General features: G+C 73.4%; 19 protein-coding genes. All 19 read right to left on the minus strand.

The features are described 5' to 3' along the window. Positions 1 to 3: 3 nt before the first annotated feature. From AB0G84_RS13510 to AB0G84_RS13600, 19 genes are read right to left on the minus strand one after another with little or no spacing between them, the layout of a single operon-like run. The gene (locus tag AB0G84_RS13510; protein WP_361319373.1) at positions 4 to 1224 is read right to left on the minus strand and encodes an NAD(P)/FAD-dependent oxidoreductase; all 1221 of its coding nucleotides are present in this window, start codon (positions 1222 to 1224) and stop codon (positions 4 to 6) included. Continuing rightward, on the minus strand, positions 1221 to 2186 hold the full coding sequence (locus AB0G84_RS13515; protein ID WP_361319375.1) for an amidohydrolase family protein: 966 nt from the start codon (positions 2184 to 2186) through the stop codon (positions 1221 to 1223). Before AB0G84_RS13515 ends, AB0G84_RS13510 begins: the two co-directional genes overlap by 4 nt. A 15-nt stretch (positions 2187 to 2201) precedes the next feature. Then, complete coding sequence (locus tag AB0G84_RS13520; RefSeq protein WP_361319377.1) at positions 2202 to 4595, minus strand: PEP/pyruvate-binding domain-containing protein; 2394 nt, start codon at positions 4593 to 4595, stop codon at positions 2202 to 2204. A gap of 14 nt (positions 4596 to 4609) precedes the next feature. Further along, the gene (locus AB0G84_RS13525; protein ID WP_361319379.1) at positions 4610 to 4870 is read right to left on the minus strand and encodes a ferredoxin; all 261 of its coding nucleotides are present in this window, start codon (positions 4868 to 4870) and stop codon (positions 4610 to 4612) included. Then, positions 4854 to 6122: a cytochrome P450 gene (locus AB0G84_RS13530; protein WP_361319381.1), complete on the minus strand. Its 1269-nt coding sequence runs from the start codon at positions 6120 to 6122 to the stop codon at positions 4854 to 4856. The genes AB0G84_RS13525 and AB0G84_RS13530 overlap by 17 nt, the downstream gene beginning before the upstream one ends. Before the next feature lie 16 nt (positions 6123 to 6138). Continuing rightward, complete coding sequence (locus AB0G84_RS13535) at positions 6139 to 7290, minus strand: aminotransferase class I/II-fold pyridoxal phosphate-dependent enzyme (RefSeq protein ID WP_361319383.1); 1152 nt, start codon at positions 7288 to 7290, stop codon at positions 6139 to 6141. Continuing rightward, positions 7287 to 8597, minus strand: a complete 1311-nt coding sequence (gene rfbH / locus AB0G84_RS13540; RefSeq protein WP_361319385.1) for a lipopolysaccharide biosynthesis protein RfbH — start codon at positions 8595 to 8597, stop codon at positions 7287 to 7289. Before rfbH ends, AB0G84_RS13535 begins: the two co-directional genes overlap by 4 nt. A 51-nt stretch (positions 8598 to 8648) precedes the next feature. Continuing rightward, complete coding sequence (locus tag AB0G84_RS13545; RefSeq protein WP_361319387.1) at positions 8649 to 9590, minus strand: NAD-dependent epimerase/dehydratase family protein; 942 nt, start codon at positions 9588 to 9590, stop codon at positions 8649 to 8651. Positions 9591 to 9595: 5 nt separating this feature from the next. Beyond that, on the minus strand, positions 9596 to 9955 hold the full coding sequence (locus tag AB0G84_RS13550; protein ID WP_361319389.1) for an antibiotic biosynthesis monooxygenase: 360 nt from the start codon (positions 9953 to 9955) through the stop codon (positions 9596 to 9598). Then, entirely contained in the window at positions 9955 to 10299 is a 345-nt protein-coding gene (locus tag AB0G84_RS13555; protein WP_361319391.1) for an antibiotic biosynthesis monooxygenase family protein, read from the minus strand. Before AB0G84_RS13555 ends, AB0G84_RS13550 begins: the two co-directional genes overlap by 1 nt. Continuing rightward, positions 10299 to 11036, minus strand: coding sequence for a 3-oxoacyl-ACP reductase family protein (locus AB0G84_RS13560; protein ID WP_361319393.1), 738 nt, complete (start codon positions 11034 to 11036; stop codon positions 10299 to 10301). The genes AB0G84_RS13555 and AB0G84_RS13560 overlap by 1 nt, the downstream gene beginning before the upstream one ends. A gap of 22 nt (positions 11037 to 11058) precedes the next feature. Continuing rightward, a complete protein-coding gene (locus AB0G84_RS13565; RefSeq protein ID WP_361319395.1) occupies positions 11059 to 11526 on the minus strand; it encodes a DUF1772 domain-containing protein in 468 nt (155 codons plus the stop codon). After that, complete coding sequence (locus AB0G84_RS13570; protein ID WP_361319397.1) at positions 11523 to 11990, minus strand: SRPBCC family protein; 468 nt, start codon at positions 11988 to 11990, stop codon at positions 11523 to 11525. The genes AB0G84_RS13565 and AB0G84_RS13570 overlap by 4 nt, the downstream gene beginning before the upstream one ends. Further along, positions 11987 to 12262 carry an acyl carrier protein gene (locus AB0G84_RS13575; protein WP_361319399.1) on the minus strand — a complete coding sequence of 92 codons (276 nt, stop codon included), beginning with the start codon at positions 12260 to 12262 and terminating at the stop codon, positions 11987 to 11989. The genes AB0G84_RS13570 and AB0G84_RS13575 overlap by 4 nt, the downstream gene beginning before the upstream one ends. A 45-nt stretch (positions 12263 to 12307) precedes the next feature. Next, complete coding sequence (locus AB0G84_RS13580) at positions 12308 to 13531, minus strand: ketosynthase chain-length factor (RefSeq protein WP_361319401.1); 1224 nt, start codon at positions 13529 to 13531, stop codon at positions 12308 to 12310. Beyond that, complete coding sequence (locus AB0G84_RS13585; RefSeq protein ID WP_361319403.1) at positions 13524 to 14804, minus strand: beta-ketoacyl-[acyl-carrier-protein] synthase family protein; 1281 nt, start codon at positions 14802 to 14804, stop codon at positions 13524 to 13526. The genes AB0G84_RS13580 and AB0G84_RS13585 overlap by 8 nt, the downstream gene beginning before the upstream one ends. Continuing rightward, the gene (locus AB0G84_RS13590; protein WP_361319405.1) at positions 14804 to 15238 is read right to left on the minus strand and encodes a cupin domain-containing protein; all 435 of its coding nucleotides are present in this window, start codon (positions 15236 to 15238) and stop codon (positions 14804 to 14806) included. The genes AB0G84_RS13585 and AB0G84_RS13590 overlap by 1 nt, the downstream gene beginning before the upstream one ends. A 27-nt stretch (positions 15239 to 15265) precedes the next feature. Next, complete coding sequence (locus AB0G84_RS13595; protein WP_361319407.1) at positions 15266 to 15589, minus strand: TcmI family type II polyketide cyclase; 324 nt, start codon at positions 15587 to 15589, stop codon at positions 15266 to 15268. Continuing rightward, positions 15586 to 18777, minus strand: coding sequence for an AMP-binding protein (locus AB0G84_RS13600; RefSeq protein ID WP_361319409.1), 3192 nt, complete (start codon positions 18775 to 18777; stop codon positions 15586 to 15588). The genes AB0G84_RS13595 and AB0G84_RS13600 overlap by 4 nt, the downstream gene beginning before the upstream one ends. Positions 18778 to 18785: the final 8 nt, after the last annotated feature.

Consider the following 18785-nt stretch of genomic DNA (forward strand, 5'->3'; position numbering starts at 1 on the left):
GGTTCAGACCTGAGTGAGCCGGCGGGCGCGGAACACGGTCTCGGCGCCGCGCAGCGAGCCCTGCACCGCCTCGTGGGCGTAGCCGCGCATGGTGTCCTCGTACGCGGCGACCGCCGCCACGGGGTCCAGCCGGCGCTCCGCGGCGTCGCCCAGTCGGGACGACAGCAGTGCGGCATCGCGCAGTGCCGTGTTGGCGCCCACGCCGCCCACCGGTGTCGTGGCGTGGATGCAGTCGCCCAGGAGCGTGATCCGGCTCGGCTCCCAGCGCCCGGGCAGCGGCACGGCCCGGATCGACAGGGCGAACGTGCTCTCCCGGTGGGCCTGCGCGACCATCCGGCGCAGGACCGGGTGCCAGCCGTCGGTCATCTCCACGGCCAGGGCGTGCAGTCGGAGCGGATCGGCGGTGAACAGTTCCCGCTCGGGCACCGGATAGCCGTCGGCCGGGGCGACCAGGGTCCACTTGAGGTAGTCGGGGACGGGGTCGAGCTCGGCCTCGGGCGCATACCGGCGCACCGCCTCCGGGATCGGCGTACGCGGCTGGAACACCCCGAGTGCCAGCGTCCGGCGGTGCGGACCCAGGACGGGCCGCGAGCCGCCGAGCAGCTCCGGCGGGATCCACGACAGCGCTTCGGCGTCCAGCGCCATGTGCCCGTAGATGCCGCGCAGGCCGGTGCAGAGGACCTCCGCCTCCGGCAACCGCTGTTGCCGGGCGAGGGAGTTGACGCCGTCGGCGATGACGAACACATCGGCGGTGACGGTGTCCCCGTCCGAGAAGCGCACCGTCACCTGATCGCCGGCGGTCTCGTAGCCGGCGACGGTACGGCCGAAGCGCACCGTGTCGCGCAGGCCGGTCAGCAGGATCTGCCGCAGCGTCCGCCGGTTGACCACCATGCTGGCCCGCGCCGGGTCCAGGGGGGTCCCCATCGGGCGGTGCGCTGCCAGCTCGCCCAGCTGCTCGTCGTAGGAGACGCCGCGCGGCATGTAGAGCCGGTTCGAGGTCGCTTCGACGAGCGCGTAGAGCCTTTCGGGAAGGCATGCGGCGAGCGCCTTGCGGCCGAACTCGTCGATCCGCAGCCGGTATCCCTGCAGCCGCGAGTCCGGGGTCGGGTCGGTCTCGTACACCGACACCTCGACGCCGCGTGCGCGCAGGCCCTGGGCCAGGCACAGGCCGCCGACCCCGGCGCCCGAAATCACCACGTGCAACGGTCTTGTGAGCTTCTTCATGTCCTCCGTCCGTCCTTGTCGGAATCTGGGATCACCGGTGCGGCGGCTCCGGCGAAGCGCGGGAACAGCGCCAGCGCGTTCTCCCGGTCGATCAGCCGCCGCTGGGAGGGGGTGAGCGGCGCGGCGTCGAGGCCGCGCACACAGGCGGCCACGGCGTCGGCGGGCGCGGCGCACCAGTCGGTGCCGAACAGGATCCGCTCCGGCGGTACGACCTGGAGCAGGCTCGGCAGCGCCGACGGGCCGGTGAGCGCCGTGTCGTAGTACAGCCGGTGCAGCCCCTGGGCTATCCGCTCCGGGTCGTGGCCGAAGAAGGCCGGCCCGAGCCACTGCACCCGGGAGGCGGCGTAGGGCAGGAATCCGCCACCGTGCGACAGGACGAACCTGATGTCCGGGAACCGGTCGAGCGCGCCGGAGAGGATCAGGCTCAGCCCGCCGCGCGTCGTGTCGAGCAGGAAGTCGGCCAGCACGTACGGCACGTTCATGGGCGCGGTGTCCGGAAGGGCCATGGGGTGCACCAGCACCACCGCGGCACGGCGGTTCAACTCGGCCAGCAGCGGCTCGTACAGCGGATCGCCCAGGTAGGCGCCGCCGGAGTGCGGGATCAGCACGACCCCGTCGGCGTCCAGCTCGTCGTAGGCGTGCGCCAGCTCCGCCAGGGCCGCGTCGACGTGCGGCATCGGCAGCCCGGCCAACAGGCCGAAGGTCTGCCGGCGGTCACCGGCGAACTCGGCGACGGCCTCGTTGGCGGCCCGGTTGAAGCGGGCGGCGGTGGCGGCGTCGGAGAAGAAGTCCCCGGGGATCGCGTTCGAGATCAGCGCTGACTCGATGCCGCCCGCCGCCATCAGCCGCTCGGTCCCGTCGAGCGTCCAGGGGATCTTGAAGGGGGCGCCCACCTCCCGCATCAGCTCGGCGATCCTCGGAAGGATGGCGTGGTGGTGTACGTCGATCCGGCGCGTGGTCATGGATGCTCCTCCGATTCAGCTCGTGGCCCGGCGGACCGTGCCGGACGAGCCGTCCACCACGAGCAGATCGCCGTCGTGGAAGACACTGGTCGCGTCACCGGTGGCCACGACCGCGGGCACTCCGTACTCCCGGGCGAGGGCCGCCGGGTGGGACAGCAGGCTGCCGCGGTCGGTGACCAGCGCGCCCACCGACGGGAACAGCACGGCCCATTGAGCGGTGGTCTGCGGGCAGACGAGGACTTCGCCGGCGCGCAGGCGGCCGAACTCGGCCGCGCTGGTGATGACCCGCGCCAGGCCCGTGTACCGCCCGGCGGACGCGGCCACGCCGTACAGCGTGTCCCCCTCGTCCTTCCGGCCCGCACCGGCGCCCGCGCCGAAGACGCTCATCGTCCACTCGGCGGCGTTCATCACGGCGCGCGCCCCGGGGGACGGCTCCGCCAGGCCGGGCCCGGCCGCCACCGGTCGCGGGGGCGGGCCGTACACCGGCGGGCCGGGGTGTGCCAGCGCCCAGGCGTACGCGCCGCGGTGCCGGGCCAGTTCGACCACGGCGGGCGGCGTTCCCTGAAGGGCCGCCAGGGTCTCCTCATACTCCAGGAAGAGCACGTCGTCGCGGGTGGCCAGGGCGCCGCGGGTGGCGAGGCGGGATCCCGCCTCCAGCATCGCGTAGCGCAGCAGGGCCCACAGCGACACCGCGTGCGCGGACTTCTCGTCCCGTACCGAGCAGCTCAGGTCCGAGTCGGCCAGGGCCGTCTCGAACCGCTCGCGGTCGGCGGCGCCCCGTGCGGAGAGCGCCGTGCGGGCTTCCGCCACCGCGGCGTCGCGGCGGGCGGCCAGCCGGGCCCGCTCGGCCACCACGTCGTAAGGGGCGTCGAGCTGGGCACGGACGAGTCCGAGCACCACCTCGGGCTGCTCGGCCAGGGTCGGTTCGGTGAGGGTGAAGCCGGGCGTGCGGTGCCCGTGCTCGGCGAGGTACGCGGTGAAGGCCGCGTCGAAGTCGGGGTCGACGGGGTGGTCACCGGCCTCCAGCGCCGCGCGCACCCGCGGCCTGGCGGCGGCCAGCCGGGCCAGGTCGCCCAGGAGCGCGGTGGCCGGCACATGGTCGCCGGCGAGCCCACCGCGCAGTTCGAGCGTCTTGCCGGGCTCCCAGCCCAGAAGCTCGGAGCAGGTGTGGCCGAGCCGGCCGAGCAGGAACGCGGAGGCGCCGCTGAGCCGGAAGTAGCGGTCGTGCAGCACCGCGAACGCCTCGCGCAGCGCGTCAAGGTGCCCGACGAGGCCCTCATCGGGCAGACGGGGCAGGGTGACCGACCGCAGCCGGGCGATCTGCCCGGCGCTCTCGGCCTTCCACCCGTCGTGCCAGCGCTGGATCAGCCGTCGGGGCTCCCCGTCCGCGACCCGGTCCGCGATCTCCTCCATCCGCGCCATCAGCTGCGCGGCGGTGTCGGGCCGGTAGTTGGCATAGGGCCAGCCGCCGATCACGACCGGACGGGGCCGCAGGCCGGTGCTGAAGGCGAACAGGTGCGGCGAGGCCGCGGTGAGGACCGGCAGGAGCACCGAACGGACGAAGGGTGCCCAGGGACGGTCGAAGTTGGGGTCGCGCATCGAGGTGCCCGGCGGTGCCTGGGCCGGTATCGGCACGTGCGGCACGAGCGCATCCGGCACCCCGGTGACCGGCCGGGCCTGTAACAGCCACAGCCGTCCGCCGTGGAACGCCCATTCGATGTTCTGCGGGCGGCCGAACCGGGCGGCGACCGACCGGGCCAACTCGGCGACCTGCCGGATCTGTCCGGGCGTGGCGACCTCGTCCTCGCCGGAGGTCCGGCGGGCCCGCCCGTCGGTGGTGACCGCCCACTCCTCGGCGGTGACCTCCCCGGCCATGAGCCGTACGCCGAGGCCGCGCACCGCGCTCACCACGACTTCCTCGGGGTCGAGCGTGACCACGTTGACGCTGAACGCCGCGCCGGCCACCTCCGCGTCCACCATGACCTGGATGAGTACGCCGACGCCGCCCTCCGCGCCGCCGCCGTAGGCGGCGACCCGCTCGCTGAACCCCGACGCCCAGCAGGCGCGCACGGCCTCGAACACCTCGTCCAGGCTGCGCAGGTTCACGAACGACTCGTACTGACCCGCGTACGACAACCCCGCGAGGTCTTCGGCAACGCCCGAGGAGCGCACCGCCACGGCGCGGCCGCCGGCGGCGGTCAGCACCTCACCGAGCCGCTCGCGCAGCGTCCCCGCCCGCTGCCGACCCGGTGATTCCTGCCCGAACTCCGTTTCCAGAGCGGCGGCGCCGATGACCCAGCCTTCGGGTACCTGGTAGCCGGCCGTCAGCAACTCACCGAGCACAGCGGCCTTCCGGCCGACGCGCGGCGCGTCGTCGAGCCCGGCCTCGGACAGGGGCAGGACGTCCATTCTTCGTACACTCCTCAGAAGTGCGAGCGGGCGTGGTCGCCCGGGCCGAGTCCATCCCGTGCCGATCCGGTTTCGTTCGACTCGGCTTCGAGACGGATGGCGCGCACCGGGCAGCCCTCGGCGGCTGCCCGGACGGCGGGCGCGAGCCGTGGCCCGGGGCGCTCGTCGAGCAGGACGGCGAAGCCCTCCTCCTCGTCCTGGCCGAACACCGCCGGCTGGGCGACGACGCACTCGCCGGACCCGATGCACCTGCTCTGCTCAATGGACACCCGCATCGCGGCTCCCCTCCTGTTCCTCGGCGCTCCACGTGACCGGCAGCCGGTCCGCCCCGAACAGCACCGACTCGTGCCGGAGCGGGATCTCCTCCGGCGGCACCGCCGTCCGAAGGTCCGGAAACCGCCTGAGCAGGGCGGTGAAGACCACGTCCAGCTCCAGCCGGGCCAGATGCGCGCCGAGGCACTGGTGCGGCCCGTGCCCGAAGGCCAGGTGGCGCGGGCCCGCCCGGAACGGGTCGAACCGGTCCGGCTCGGGGAAGGCCGCCGGATCGCGGTCCGCGGCCGCGGCCAGCGGGATCACGCCGTCGCCGGCGCGGATCACCACCCCGCCGATCTCGATGTCCTCGCGCGCGGTCCGACAGGTGGCCAGCTCGGCAACGGTGAGGTAGCGGAACATCTCCTCCACCACCCGGGGCATCAGCGACGGGTCGGCGGTCACCTTGGCCCGGACCTCGTCCTCACGCAGCAACAGCAGCGTGCCGAGCGAGATCATGTTCGCCGTGGTCTCGTAACCGGCGAGCAGCAGGAGCAGCGCGATCAGCGTCAGTTCGTGCGCGGGCATCTCCCCCGCCGCCGCCTGGGCGCCGGCGACCCGGCCGAGGAGGTCGGGGGTGGGCCGGACGACCTTGTCGGCGATCAAGGTACGCATGAAGCCGACCAGTTCACGGAAGGTGTGCTCGCTCGCCGCGGCCTCGGCCGGGCGCATCAGCTCCCCGGTCAGCTCGTGGAAGCGCGGCAGCCGTTCGGCCGGCACGCCCAGCAGCTCGCCGATCGCCCGGGTCGGCACCGGCAGCGCCAGCTCGGTGACCAGATCCACCACCCCGTCGGCCGCGTGCACCGCGGCCATCCGGTCCAGGCACTCCTCGACGTACCGCTCCATGGTGGGGCGCAGCAGCCGGATGCGGGAGGCGGTGAACTCGGGTGCGAACACCCGGCGGTGCGGGCCGTGCTCCGGCGGGTCCATGCCGACGAAGACCTTGACGTGCCGCAGGTACTCCAGTTCCTCGGAGAGGAACGGGTAGCCGGGCCGGGACCGGTCGGAGCTGATGCGCGGGTCGCCGAGGAGCGCCCGGACGTCCTCGTAGCGGGAGACGACCCAGGCGGTCTGCCCGGAGGCCAGCCGCACCCGCGCCACGGGCTCTTCCGCCCGCAGCCGGGCGTACTCCGGCGGTGGATCGTACGGGCAGGTCCGGCGCATCGGGAAGGCCGGCAGCTGCTCGTCGGCGGGCAGGTGCTCGCTGGTGGTGGACATGGGGGACCCTCCGTCCTCACTCCGCCGGCCACGCGGGCACCGCGGCCCGGATGATCCGGCAGACCTCTCTGATTCCGGCCTCGCCGACCTGCGTTCCGGTGGGCAGCGCCAGCACCCGGGCCGACAGCGCCTCGGCGTGCGGCAGGCGGACCGGTCCGCGGTAGGGCGTCATCCAGTGGCAGGCCGGGTGGAAGTACTTCCGGGCCAGCACGTTGTCCCTCTTGAGCACGGCGAGCAGCTCGTCCCGGTCGATTCCGGCGACCGTCTCGTCCACCTCGAGGATCACGTACTGGTAGTTGTTGCGCTCCCCCTCGGGGAAGGGCAGCAGGCGCAGTCCGGGCACCCGCGCCAGACCGCGCTCGTAGCAGCGCAGGTTCGCCAGGTTGCGGGCGACGAACCGGTCCAGGGAGTCCAGTGAGGTCAGCCCCATCGCCGCGGCCGCCTCGCTCATCTTGGCGTTGATCCCGATGTGCTCGACCACGTCCTCGCCGGCGATCCCGAAGTTGCGCATCCGCACGGCCCGTTCGGCCAGGGCATCGTCGTCGGTGACCAGCGCTCCGCCCTCGAAGGCGTTGACGAACTTGGTCGAGTGGAAGCTGAAGACCTCGCCGTTCCCGGCCCGTCCGACCGGCTCGCCGGCGTGGGTGCAGGCGTAGGCGTGCGCGGCGTCGAAGAACAGCGCCAGGCCGTGCGCCGCGGCGAGCTTCTCCAGCCGTTCGACCGGTGCGGCCCGGCCCCACAGGTGCACGGCCAGGATGCCGCTGGTGCCGGGGCCGATGAGGGTTTCGGCGTGTGCCGGGTCGAGCTGGCCGGTGCGCGGATCCACGTCACAGAAGACCGGAGTGAGGCCGATCCAGGAGACCGCGTGCGCGGTGGCGGCGAACGTCAGCGCCGGCACGATCACCTCGCCGGTCAGCCCGGCGGCCCGCAGGGCCAGTTGCAGCGCCGCGGTGGCGTTGCAGGTGGCCACGGCATGGCGGGTGCCGGACTGCTCCGCGATGCGCTGCTCGAACTCCGCGGTCAGGGGCCCGCCGTTGGACAGCCAGCCGCGGTCCAGCGCGCCGTTCAGCCGGGCGAGGAACCGCTCCCGGTCGCCGATGTTCGGTGTGCCCACCCGCAGCGGCGTGGCGAAGGCGGGCGGGCGCCCGGTCCCGGCCGACCGCGTCATCGGCCGGCCCCCGCGACGAACTCGCGGATCGAGGCGACCATGTAGTCGGTCATCTCGTCGGTGATGCCCGGATAGACGCCGATCCAGAAGGTCTGTTCGGTGATGAGGTCGCTGTTGGTGAGGGAACCGACGACCCGGTAGTTCTGGCCCTGGTAGGCGGGCTGGCGGGCCAGGTTGCCGGCGAACAGCAGCCTCGTGGCGATCTTCCGGCCCTCCAGGAACGCGACCAACTCGCGCCGGGTGAACGGGGCGTCGGGCTCGACGGTGAGGACGAAGCCGAACCAGCTGGGATCGCTGTCCGGGGTGGGCCGCGGCAGCAGCAGCCCGGGGACGCCCTCGAGCCCGTCCCGCAGCCGCTGCCAGTTGCGGCGCCGGGCCGCGACGAACCGGTCCAGCTTGGCGAGCTGGGTCAGTCCGAGCGCGGCGGCGATGTCGGTGGTCTTCAGGTTGTAACCGACGTGGGAGAAGATGTACTTGTGGTCGTAGCCGGCGGGCAGCGACCCCATCGAGTGGGTGAAGCGGCGCAGACACTTGTCGTCCTCGCCCGGCTCGCACCAGCAGTCCCGGCCCCAGTCGCGCAGCGATTCCACCACCCGCGCCAGCGCCAGGTTGTCCGTCAGCACACAGCCGCCCTCACCCATCGCGATGTGGTGGGCCGGGTAGAAGCTGACGGTCGCCAGATCACCGAAGGTCCCGGTGGTCCTGCCCTGGTAGGTGGACAGCACCGCGTCGCAGTTGTCCTCCACCAGGAACAGTCCGTGCGCCTCGGCGAACTCGGCGATCTCCGCGGCCGGGAAGGGGTTGCCGAGGGTGTGCGCCATCATGATGGCCCGGGTCCTCGGGGTGACCGCGGCCGCGATCCGGTCCAGCGTGGTGTTGTAGGTACCGAGGTCCACGTCGACGAAGACGGGGACCAGCCCGTGCTGCAGGAGCGGGTTGACGGTGGTCGGAAAGCTGGCGGCGACCGTGATGACCTCGTCGCCGGGACGCAGTCTGCGCTCCTCCAGCTCCGGCTGGCACAGGGCGGCCACGGCCAGCAGGTTGGCCGAGGAGCCGGAGTTGGTCAGATGCGCCTTGCGCAGCCCCAGCTTCCTGGCGAAGAGCCGCTCGAAGCGGATCGCCGACGGCCCCGAGGCGATCCGCATCGACAGGGCCTGCTCCACCAGCGCCGCGCAGTCGTCCTCGTCCAGCAGGGCACCGGAAGTCTGGATCATCGTCTGACCCGGGACGAAGCCGATCCCCGATGCACGGTCGCGATGTAGCTTGCGGGTCTGCTCCAGGATGAGTTGCTTGACCGGGTCGGTCACGATCGCGGCCTTTCGTTCGGCTGGCTGTGCTCACCAGGGTGGTGACGTGGGTCAGAGCTGCGATGGGACCTCGTTGGAGGACTCCCAGAGGGCGGTCAGAGAGTCGTGGGTGCTGCGGCGGGGCACCCAGTCCAGGACGCGCAGGGCACTCCCGACACCGATCGGCCGGCTGTCGCCGGCGTCGCGGCGCGGCGTCGCGCGCGGCTCGGACTCGCGCACCACCGGCATTCCGCTGATCCGGATCAGTGCGTCGACCGCCCCGTCGAGCGGTACGGGACGGCCGCCGGCGATGTTGAGGACGGGCGTGCGGTCGCGGGTCCGGGCGGCGGCCACCACCGCGTCGACCACGTCCCGCAGGTCCACCAGGTCCCGGTGGCCGTCCAGTTGGGGGACGCGCAGCACCCCGGAGCCCTCGCGCAGCCGGGCCGCGAGCATGCCGAACAGGCTGCTGCGCGGCGCATGCCGCCCGATCACGGTGGACAGGCGCAGGACGCATCCGTCGACGCGCCCCGCCGCGACCGCTGCCGTCACGAGGCGGGTCCCGGCCAGCTTGGTCCTGCCGTACGGGGTCGTGGGGCGTTCCGGGGTGTCCTCGTCGATGGCCTCGCGGCCGTCGGCCGGCGCCCCGTACTCGTACACCGTGCCGAGGTGGACCAGGCGCGGCCGGGGACCGGGGACGGCCCCCAGCGCGCCGACCAGCCGCCGGACCACCTCGGTGTTGGCACGCTCCATAGCGCTGTCGGTGACCTCCCACAGCGCCCCGGTGGCGTTCACCACCAGGGACGGCCGGGACCGGGTCAGCAGCCGGAGGAGCTCGGGGGCCGTGGCCGCCGACAGGTCCGCCGTCACGACCGCACAGCCCGCGGGCACCGGGCCGCCGCGGCGCGCGAGGGCCACCACCCGGTGGCCCTCGTCGCGCAGCCCGGCGCAGATCGCGCGGCCGAGGTAGCCGGTGCCCCCGAGGACGAGGGCCACCGGCGCGCCGGGGGCCACGTCCCTCACTTCCCGGCGCCGTTCGCCCCCGTGCAGGCCTCGTCCGGGACGCCGCCATAGGAGGCGACGACCTCGTAGATCCCGAACGCCCCGGCCGCACCGCTCTGGTAGGGGCGCAGCGGCGCCGTCGCCGCGCGGTGCTCGGCCCCCTCCTCCCACGCCCGGAACTCCTGGGCGCCGGCCCAGTAGCTCACCACCGCGTAGTCGTGCGGACGGGCGAGGCTGCGCAGCAGCTCGTTGCCGAGCAGGCCGGGAGTGCCCGCGAGGCCGCGGCTGATCCGGTGGTAGGCGGTGGTGACCGCCGCGGGGTCGCTCTCGGGAGCCGAGGCGTACAGCACCACGCGGAGCTGCCCTTCGGCGGCCATCAGGCGGCCGCCGCGGCGCCGGTCATCGCGCGGAGCACGGTCATGACCGCCATCGAGCCGCTCTTGCGGTAGGGGTGGAGGCGCTTGCGGTGCTCCAGGTGGATCTCGCTGTGCTCGTACTCCCGGAAGCCGGCCTCGTCGGTCCAGTCACTGACGATGTAGTAGACCGACGGCTCCTCGGTGCTCGCGGCGAGCCACTGGCCGAGGTTGGCGGGCTGGGAGGTGATGATGTCCGCGCCGGCCAGCCACGCCTCCTCGAACTCCTCCTCCCGGCCCGGGTGCAGCTCCATGCGCAGCAGGACCCGGAAGCAGGTCCCCGGCGCGTTCTGGTCGGTGGCGGTCATCAGATCCCTCCGTCGGCGTGCAGGGTCTCGCCGGTGATGTAGGACGACAGGTCGCTGAGCAGGAAGGCGACCGCGTGGGCGATCTCCTCGGTACGGCCCAGGCGGCCGACCGCGGTGAGGTTGCTGTACTTCTCGACGACCGCCTGCGGCAGCTCCGCCTCGGTCGCGATCACGCCGGGCGCCACCACGTTCACGCGTACGCCCCGGCCGCCGAGCTCCTTGGCCAGCGAGCGGGTCAGCCCGATCAGGCCGGCCTTGGCCGCGGTGTAGTGGGAGCGCAACGGGATGCCGACCGTGGCGGCCCGCGAGCCGATGTTCACCACCGAGGCGCGCTCGCCGAACAGCGGCAGGACCTGCTGGGTGAGGCGGAACACCGCGCCCAGGTTGGTGTCGAGGACCCGGCTCCACTCCTCGTACGGCAGGTCGGCTATCGGCACATGGCTGATCACTCCGGCGTTGTTGACCAGCCCGTCGAGCCCGCCGTAGCGCGCGCGGGCCTCCTCGACGAGCTGCCCGACACCGTCGGCGGAGCTGATGTCCGCCTGTATCAGGTGGTGATCGCCGGGCGTCTCCTTCAGCTGCGCAGCGAGTGCGTCGATGTGCTCGCCACCGCTGCGGTAGCAGGCCAGCACGTGCGCGCCGGACGCGGCGAGCGTCAGCGCTGTGCCGCGGCCGATGCCCCGGCCGGCGCCGGTGACCAGGACGCGCTTGCCATCCAGGGGGATCAGTTCGGTCATGTCGGTTGTTTCCTTTCGTTGCCTAGGCAGTGGCGGTGACGACGACGTTCACGGCGAAGGCGGTCAGCGCGAGCAGGGTGCGGGCCAGGTTCCAGGCCCGCCAGCGGCGGCGCGGGTCGATGCGGGCCCAGTCGGCCGGCTCCCGGGTGGCGTCCAGCGCCATCACCATGCGGTTCACGGGGACGTTGCGGGCGATCGAGATGCCCATCACCGCGGCCTGCAGCAGGGCGGCCGCGGCGCATCCGGCGGCGGCCGTGCCCCGGGCCGGCCCGACCGTCAACGCCACGTCGAGCAGCAGCGTCAGCCCGTTGGTGAGCGGCATCACGGGGTCGAACCGCGGCCGCAGGAACTGGACCGTCTCGACGTAGCGGCCGTACGGGAGGGCGAGGAACAGCGGCACGATGCCGATCACCGTGGCGAGCATGATGCCCGCGGCGATGCCGTTCGCCAGCGCGGCCAGCGCGGCGAGTACGTGCCCGTATCCGGTCATCCGGACCCGGCGCCGGCGGCCGCCCGCTCTTCCACCAGGGACTTGATCCGGCCCATCTCGCGGACCGTCTTACGGTTGATCCGCTCGGTCATCGCCGCGTCGTCAAGCGGCGCGTCCGGCTTCATGGCGAAGTCCTGGCGCCAGCGCATCTCCACCCCGCCCGGCACCTCCTGGTAGTCCCAGCGGATGTGCATGTGCGCGAACGGACCGGTCTCCACCCGGCGCGCCACCACGGTCCGCGAGACCGGGTCGGGGGTGCGCTCGGACACCCAGCTCCACACCCTGCCGTTGTCGTCGGGGTGCATGGTGAGCCGGAAGCGGACCGTCTGGCCGGTGGTGTCGAGGATCTCGGCCTTGGCGTACTCGGAGAACAGGTCGGGCCACGACGCCACGTCATTGGTCAGGGACCAGACGTGGTCCAACGGCGCGTCGATGACGATCCGGTTGTCGGTGCTGCCGCTCATGCCGCCGCCCCCACCCGCAGCTCCTCGATGTAGGCCAGCGCCTTGCGCGGGGTGGCCATCGTCTCCTCGAGGCTGTCGTCGGGTATGCAGATGCCGTGGTCGCGCTCCAGGACGTCGGCGACGTTCATCAGGGCCAGGGAGTCGAAGCCCAGGTCGCTCATCGGGGTGTCCAGGATGTCGCGGTCCAGATCGATCGAGTCGTCGTCGCCGACCGCGGCGAGCATGGCCTTCTTCAGGTCGGCCAGGGTGAAGGCGGGCACGGTTTCGGACACAGCGTGTCTCCTCTCCAGGTTCGGTTCGTTGTCGGGGACTTGGGATCAGGCGGCCTGGACGACCAGGGCCGAGGTGAAGCCGCCGGTGCCGCGCGCGACCACGACCGCGGTACGCACCCGGCCCTCGCGCGGCGCCCCGCACACCAGGTCGATGCGGTGTGCCGGGTCGGGCTCGACGGCGGCGGTCGGCGGGATGACCGCGTCGCGGATGGCCAGCAGGGCCGCGGCGGTGTCGACCGCGCCGGCGCCCGCGTACAGCCGCCCGATCAGCGTCTTGGGGGCGGTCACCGGCACGCCGTGCGGGCCGAAGACCGCCACCAGTGCGGCGGCCTCCTGCCGGTCCGGCTCCGGCAGGGCGGCGGCGTCGGCGAAGACCACGTCCACCTCGCCCGGCGCCACCCCGGCGTCGGCGAGGGCGGTGGTGATCACCCGGGCCAGTGCGGGCGGTCGCCCGCTGCCCGGACGGGGGTCGAAGCCCGCCGCGTAGCCGGTGATCCGGCCGTAGGGGGTGACGCCGCGGGCCGCGGCGGACTCGGCGGTCTCCACCACCAGCATCGCGCCGCCCTCCCCCGGCACATGCCCCGCGGCGCGGGCGTCGAACGGCAGGTAAGCGGTGGCCGGGTCATCGCCGGTGGACAGTCGGCCGCCGGCGATCTGGCAGACCAGTGCGTACGGGCTCAACGGCGCCTCCGTGCCGCCGCTGAGCACGATTCCGCCGTCCTCGCCGAGGGTGCGCCGGGCCTGGCCGAGCGCGTCGAGGGCGCCCGCCTGCTCGGCGATGACCACCCCGCACCGGCCGCGGGCGCGGTGGGCGATGGACACCTGGCCCGTGGTGGCGGCGTAGAACCAGGCGACCGACTGGTACACCCCCACCGCCTCCGGGCCCTCGGTCCACAGCTGTTCGATCTCCCGCTGGCCGAAGGCGTTGCCTCCGGAGGAGCTGGCAGTGATGACGCCCAGCCCGTAGTCGGGCAGCTCCGCGGGGTCGACGCGCGCATCGCGCAGGGCCCAGTCCGCGGCCGCGAGGCCGAGCTGTGTCCAGCGGTCGGTCTGCACCATCAGCTTGCCGCGCACGTGCTCCGCGGCGAAGAACCCGTCGGCCGAGCCGGCCAGGGTGACCGAGTAGCCGCTCGGGTCGAACGACCGGATCCGGTCGATTCCGCTCTTGCCGGCCAGGGTGGCCGCCCAGTACTCCTCGGTGCCCACACCGTTGGCGGCCACCACGCCCAGCCCGGTCACCACCGGGGCGTTCTTGGCTGACTCACTCATCTCGCGGCTCCGGTCGCTGAAGCAACATCGCTGATTGGAAGCCCCCGAAGCCGCTGCCCACGGTGAGCGCCACATCCACCGGCGCCCGCCGGGCGACCCGGGGCACATAGTCCAGGTCGCACTCCGGATCGCTCTCGGTGAGATTGGCCGTCGGGGGCACGACGCCGTGCTCGATGGCCAGTGCGCAGGCGGCGATCTCGATCGATCCGATCGCGCCGAGGGAGTGGCCGACCATCGATTTGATGGAGCTGACCGGGACTTCATGGGCCCGCTGACCCAGCGCCCGCTTGAACGCCGCGGTCTCGTGCCGGTCGTTCTGCTTGGTGCCGGACCCGTGCGCGTTGATGTAGTCGACGTCCTCGGGGGACAGCCCGGCCCGGTCCAGCGCGACCGTGATGGCTTCGGCCATCTCCTTGCCGTCACGGCGCAGCCCGGTCATGTGGTAGGCGTTGCCCCGGTTCGCGTAGCCGGCGATCCCGGCGTAGACGTGGGCGCCGCGCCGCGCCGCGGCTCCCGCCTCTTCCAGGACGAACACCGCCGCTCCCTCGCCCATGACGAACCCGTCGCGGGTCTTGTCGAACGGCCGGGACGCCGTCGCAGCCCCCTCGTTGTTGCGGGAGGTCGCCTTGATGGCGTCGAAGCAGGCCATGCTGATCGGGGAGATCGGGGCGTCGGTGGCGCCCGCGATGACGATGTCGGCGCTGCCCTCCTCGATCAGCCGCGCCGCGTGCCCGACCGCGTCGATTCCGGACGTGCAGCCCGTCGAGATCATCACGACCGGGCCCTCGGCGCCCCAGCGCCAGGCGACGTCGCGGGGGATGCTGCTGGGCACCAACTGGTCGTACAGCTCCGGTGAGGCCTCGGCCTCGTCGACCACCCAGCCGCGCTCGCCGCCGTGGCTGACCTTGAGGAAGCCCTCTTCCAGCCGGGTGGTGCAGCCGACCGCGCTGCCGATCACCACGCCGGTCCGTTCCGGGACCAGGTTGGCCTCGGTCAGGCCGCTGTCGGCGACCGCCTGTCCGGCCGCGGCCAGTGCGAACTGTGCGGCCCGGTCGAGAACGGCGCCCTGCCGTTCGGTGAGCCCGGCCGCGACCGCGTCGAAGTCGGCCTCGGCCGCGATCCGCGACTGGAAGCGGGAGGCGTCGAAGTGGGTCACCCCGCGGGTGGCGGTGGTGCCGGAGGTGAGCAGCGCCCAGAACGCCTCGGTGGTGGTGCCGCCGGGGGCGACCACCCCGATGCCGGTGATCGCCGCGGAGCGGTGGTGGGTGCCCATCACCGGGCCGCGATCTCAGGGTGCGGAGCGTCCGGGTTCGGCAGCTCCTCGGTGTCCACATGGCCCAGGCCCGGCTCCGGCGCGAGCGGGCACAGGTGGAAGACGGCCGTGGCGGGGACGTCCGAGGAATTGACCACCCGGTGCCGGGCGTTGATCGGCACCAGCACGCCCTCCTCAGCCGCCGCCTCCACCGGCTCGCCGTCGATGACGACGGTCATCGAGCCCGAGGTGACGTACAGGAACTCCTCGGAGTACGGGTGGTAGTGCTCGGACACGAACTCACCGGGCGCCAGGGTCAGGACGCCGAGGAACCCGGTGGTCGCACCGGCCGTCTTCGGACCCAGCACCACCCGGATGTCACCGCCGCGGCGCCGGTTGGCCGGGACATCCGCCAGCGCGACCTTGCGCGCCGCGGCCTGACTGGTCTCACTCATCAACACTCCTCACTCGGGCCAGAGCCCTCACGCACGGCGCCACTGGTAGAAGGGCGAGGCCAGGGCGTCCTTGGGCTCGTTCCAGGACGGGTGGTAGGGCTTGACGTAGGGGGCGAGACCCTCGTTGATCTCGCGGAACAGCGGGTGCTGGTGCACCTCGCCGAGCTGGGGCCGCAGCTCCTCGTCGGTCTCCACCAGGTGGAAGTAGAGGTCGTGGAAGGTGAACAGCGTGCGGCGCCGCACCCCCAGCAGCTCCGGCAGCTCCGACTCGTCGGACCGGGCGAACAGCTCCGCCACGCGGTCGCGGTGACGCTGGTCCAGCCGGGCGACGATCAGGTTTCGGGTGGTCATGTCCTCACCGTCGCCCTGCCGGGTAGAGGCGGGTTCAAGGATCGTTCAGTAGCTGGCGACCCCGGTGCCGAGGTGAGGGTGCGCAGCTCGTCCCGCCACCGGCCGGCGAGTTCCTGTGCCGCCCGCTGCGACAGCACGTCGGTGCGGTACCACAGGCGGGCGGCGGGCGCGTCCGCGCCCTGTGTGAGCTCCAGCGTGATCTCGAAACTGGACCGGGTGCGGGCCCGGCGCCGCTCGGTCGCGCGCACACCGGGCAGGTCGAGCACGGCGGCCCGGTTGTTCTGCACGACGAAACCGGCCTGACAGAACGGGTTGCGGGTGCGGTCACGGGGTGCCTCGGCGCGTAGCACCCGTTCGGTCGGCAGGAACTGGAACCGCAGCGCCAGGCCCAACTCCCGCTGTGCGGCCGCCAGGTCGGCCTCGGGGTCCTGGCCGGGGCCGCCCCGGAACCGGCAGGTCACCGCGTTGGCGAAGCAGCCGATCACCTGCTCGGACTCCGGGCTGGTGCGGCCGGCGACGGGGACGCCTATCGCCAGGTCGTCGGCGCCGGTCAGCCGGCGCAGCGCCCGCGCCCACGCCGCCAGCAGGACGGCCCGGGCGGTGCCGCCGCGCTCGGCCGCCACGGCCTCGGCGGCGCCGTACAGCTCCGCCGGCACCTCGATCGGCACCTCCTCGACCGGGGCGAACGGCGCCAGCTCCCCCTTCCCGGCCAGCGGCAGGTCCGGGACGCCGAGCAGGGCGTGGCCCCAGTCCAGCAGGTCGGCGCGGTCCGCCGCGCTCTCCGCGAGGTCCTGCCGCAGCCAGCTCGCGGCATAGCGGGTCGGGGCGGTCCACGGCAGGGCCGTCCCCGAGGCGATCGCCCGGTAGGCGTCCGACAGATCGCGGCACAGGAGGTCGGCCGACCATCCGTCGAACGCGGTGTGGTGGAGGGAGAGGGCCAGGGTGTGCCGGGTCTGCGACAAGGAGACCAGTGCGGCACGGACCGGGATCCGCTCCGTCAAGTCGAAGGGCTCGTCCAGCAGTTCCGCGACGATCCGTGCGGCCTCGTCCGCACCGGACGCCGTCCGCAGGCGCAGGACGTCCGGTACGTCGGCGGCGTCGATCACCTCGGCCCGGACCCCGCGCGCCCCCACCCGGTGCAGCAGCGTCCGCAGCGCCTCGTGACGGCGGATCACCTCGCGGAGCGCGGCCGCGAGCACCGGGCCGTCGACGGCGCCCTCCAGGTGGAACTCCAGTGGGCAGTGGGCGTCACCGCTCCCGGGGTTGGTGACCGACAGGTACCAGAATCTCCACTGCGGCACCGGCAGGCCCGCCAGCCAGCGGTGCTCGGACGGTTCCCCGGACGGTGCAGCGGCCCGCCCGGTGGCCGACCCGTCCAGGAGGGCCGCGAGGCCGCGCGGGGTGTGCTGGCCCATCACCTGCGCGGCGGTGGTCCGTACGCCGGACCTCTCGGTCAGCCAGTGCGCGATCCGGATCGCGGTGATGGAGGTGCCGCCCGCCTCGAACAGATCGTCGTCGGGACCGATCGGGGCCCCCAGCAGCCCGGCCACCAGGGACATGACGGCCCGTACGCCCTCCGGCAGCTCCTCCCCTGACGCCGCCTCGGCGCGGGCGGCGGCCTCCGCGGCGCGGTGTTCCTCCACGAGTGCGGCCAGCGCCGCCGCGTCGGTCTTGCCGTTGGGGTTCAGCGGCAGGTCCGGTACGCCGACCACGAAGTCGGGGACGAACGCCGGGGGCAGCACGCGGGTGACCGCCTCCTTGACCGCGGCGCCGAGGTCCGGCCCGGCCGGGTGCGCGGGCACCACACATGCGGCCAGGTGGGTCTTGACCGGCGCACCGTGCGGCAGCGGCACCACGGCGGCCCGCGTCACCTCCGGCAGCGCGGTGAGGGCGGCCTCCAGCTCGGCGGGCTCGATGCGCATCCCGCGGATCTTCACCTGGCGGTCCCGGCGGCCCAACATGACCAGCCCGTGCACCGGATCGATGCGGCCGAAGTCGCCGGTGAGGTAGACGCGGACCGGACCGCCGCCGGGCTCGGGCTCCAGTACGGGGAAGGCGCGGGCGGTGAGCTCATCGGCCCCCGCGTAGCGCAGGGCCAGGCCCTCCCCGGCCACGGCGATCTCGCCGACCTCGCCCGGGCCGAGCAGCCGCCGGTCCGGGCCGAGGACGTAGACCGTGGTCCCGGCCATCGGGTGGCCGACCGGGACGTCGTCGGCGATCCCGGTGGCGGGCACCTCGTAGGCGTTGGTGAAGACGCAGCTCTCCACCGGACCATAGACGTGCAGGACGCGCAGCCCCGGGGCAGCGGCCCGCACGCGTGCGAAGTGCCCGGCCGAGGCCCGCTCGCCTCCGGTCATCAGGACGTCGAGGCCGGCGAACGCGGCCGGGTCGGTCTCGGCGACCACGTTGAACAGCGCGGTGGTCAAAAAGAGGTGGTTGACCCCGGACGCCACGGCGGCACGCACGTCGTACGGCTGCACATGGCTGTGCCGGCCCTGCCGGTGCACCACCACGGTGCCGCCGTGGACCAGTGGCGACCACAGCTCCATCGCGAAGGCGTCCCAGGGGCTGGGCGCCGCCTGCAGCATGCACAGGCCGTCGCCGGCCCTGCCGAGGCCGAGCAGCGGGTCGCGCGCGATCCGCAGGATCGAACGGTGCCTGACGAGCGCGGCCTTGGGCGTTCCGCTGCTGCCGGAGGTGAAGAACACACACGCCGGGTCGTCGGTGTCCCCGTCGACCGGGCGGAAGGCCGCCTCGCAGGAGCGCAGCACCGTGAAGTCCAGTGCTTGGGCGTCTCCCGCGAACGGGTCCGGTCCCGCGCCGGGGTCGCCGCCGACGAACCAGCGGGCCCCGGTGTACGCGGCGAGCTGGGCACACCGGGCGGCCGGCCAGGCCATCTCGGGGGCGGCATAGACCGCACCGCATTTGAGGACGGCCAGCAGCGCCTGGTAGAGCTCCGGGCCGCGGGGCATCCGGACCACCACCACGTCGCCGGGCTCCACCCCCGCGGCGGTCAGCCCGGCGGCCACCCGGGTCGCCCCGTGGTCCAACTCCCGGTAGTCCAGCACCGCATCCCCGTACCGGACCGCCGGGGCCTGGGGGGTGGTGACGGCCCAGTGGCCGACGCACCGGTCGATGCGACGGCGGTCATCCGCGTCGAGAACCGGGCCGCGCAGGATCGAGGTCATGGCACCTT

Origin of the sequence: Streptomyces sp. NPDC020742, from assembly GCF_040641675.1 — a bacterium.
Taxonomy (GTDB): Bacteria; Actinomycetota; Actinomycetes; order Streptomycetales; family Streptomycetaceae; genus Streptomyces.

Excerpts from the sequence above, each read along its gene's own strand:
- AB0G84_RS13510 (WP_361319373.1), bottom strand. The coding sequence starts at position 1,224 with ATGAAGAAGCTCACAAGACCGTTGCACGTGGTGATTTCGGGCGCCGGG.
- AB0G84_RS13515 (WP_361319375.1), bottom strand. The coding sequence starts at position 2,186 with ATGACCACGCGCCGGATCGACGTACACCACCACGCCATCCTTCCGAGG.
- AB0G84_RS13520 (WP_361319377.1), bottom strand. The coding sequence starts at position 4,595 with ATGGACGTCCTGCCCCTGTCCGAGGCCGGGCTCGACGACGCGCCGCGC.
- AB0G84_RS13525 (WP_361319379.1), bottom strand. The coding sequence starts at position 4,870 with ATGCGGGTGTCCATTGAGCAGAGCAGGTGCATCGGGTCCGGCGAGTGC.
- AB0G84_RS13530 (WP_361319381.1), bottom strand. The coding sequence starts at position 6,122 with ATGTCCACCACCAGCGAGCACCTGCCCGCCGACGAGCAGCTGCCGGCC.
- AB0G84_RS13535 (WP_361319383.1), bottom strand. The coding sequence starts at position 7,290 with ATGACGCGGTCGGCCGGGACCGGGCGCCCGCCCGCCTTCGCCACGCCG.
- AB0G84_RS13550 (WP_361319389.1), bottom strand. The coding sequence starts at position 9,955 with ATGGCCGCCGAAGGGCAGCTCCGCGTGGTGCTGTACGCCTCGGCTCCC.
- AB0G84_RS13555 (WP_361319391.1), bottom strand. The coding sequence starts at position 10,299 with ATGACCGCCACCGACCAGAACGCGCCGGGGACCTGCTTCCGGGTCCTG.
- AB0G84_RS13560 (WP_361319393.1), bottom strand. The coding sequence starts at position 11,036 with ATGACCGAACTGATCCCCCTGGATGGCAAGCGCGTCCTGGTCACCGGC.
- AB0G84_RS13565 (WP_361319395.1), bottom strand. The coding sequence starts at position 11,526 with ATGACCGGATACGGGCACGTACTCGCCGCGCTGGCCGCGCTGGCGAAC.
- AB0G84_RS13570 (WP_361319397.1), bottom strand. The coding sequence starts at position 11,990 with ATGAGCGGCAGCACCGACAACCGGATCGTCATCGACGCGCCGTTGGAC.
- AB0G84_RS13580 (WP_361319401.1), bottom strand. The coding sequence starts at position 13,531 with ATGAGTGAGTCAGCCAAGAACGCCCCGGTGGTGACCGGGCTGGGCGTG.
- AB0G84_RS13585 (WP_361319403.1), bottom strand. The coding sequence starts at position 14,804 with ATGGGCACCCACCACCGCTCCGCGGCGATCACCGGCATCGGGGTGGTC.
- AB0G84_RS13590 (WP_361319405.1), bottom strand. The coding sequence starts at position 15,238 with ATGAGTGAGACCAGTCAGGCCGCGGCGCGCAAGGTCGCGCTGGCGGAT.
- AB0G84_RS13595 (WP_361319407.1), bottom strand. The coding sequence starts at position 15,589 with ATGACCACCCGAAACCTGATCGTCGCCCGGCTGGACCAGCGTCACCGC.
- AB0G84_RS13600 (WP_361319409.1), bottom strand. The coding sequence starts at position 18,777 with ATGACCTCGATCCTGCGCGGCCCGGTTCTCGACGCGGATGACCGCCGT.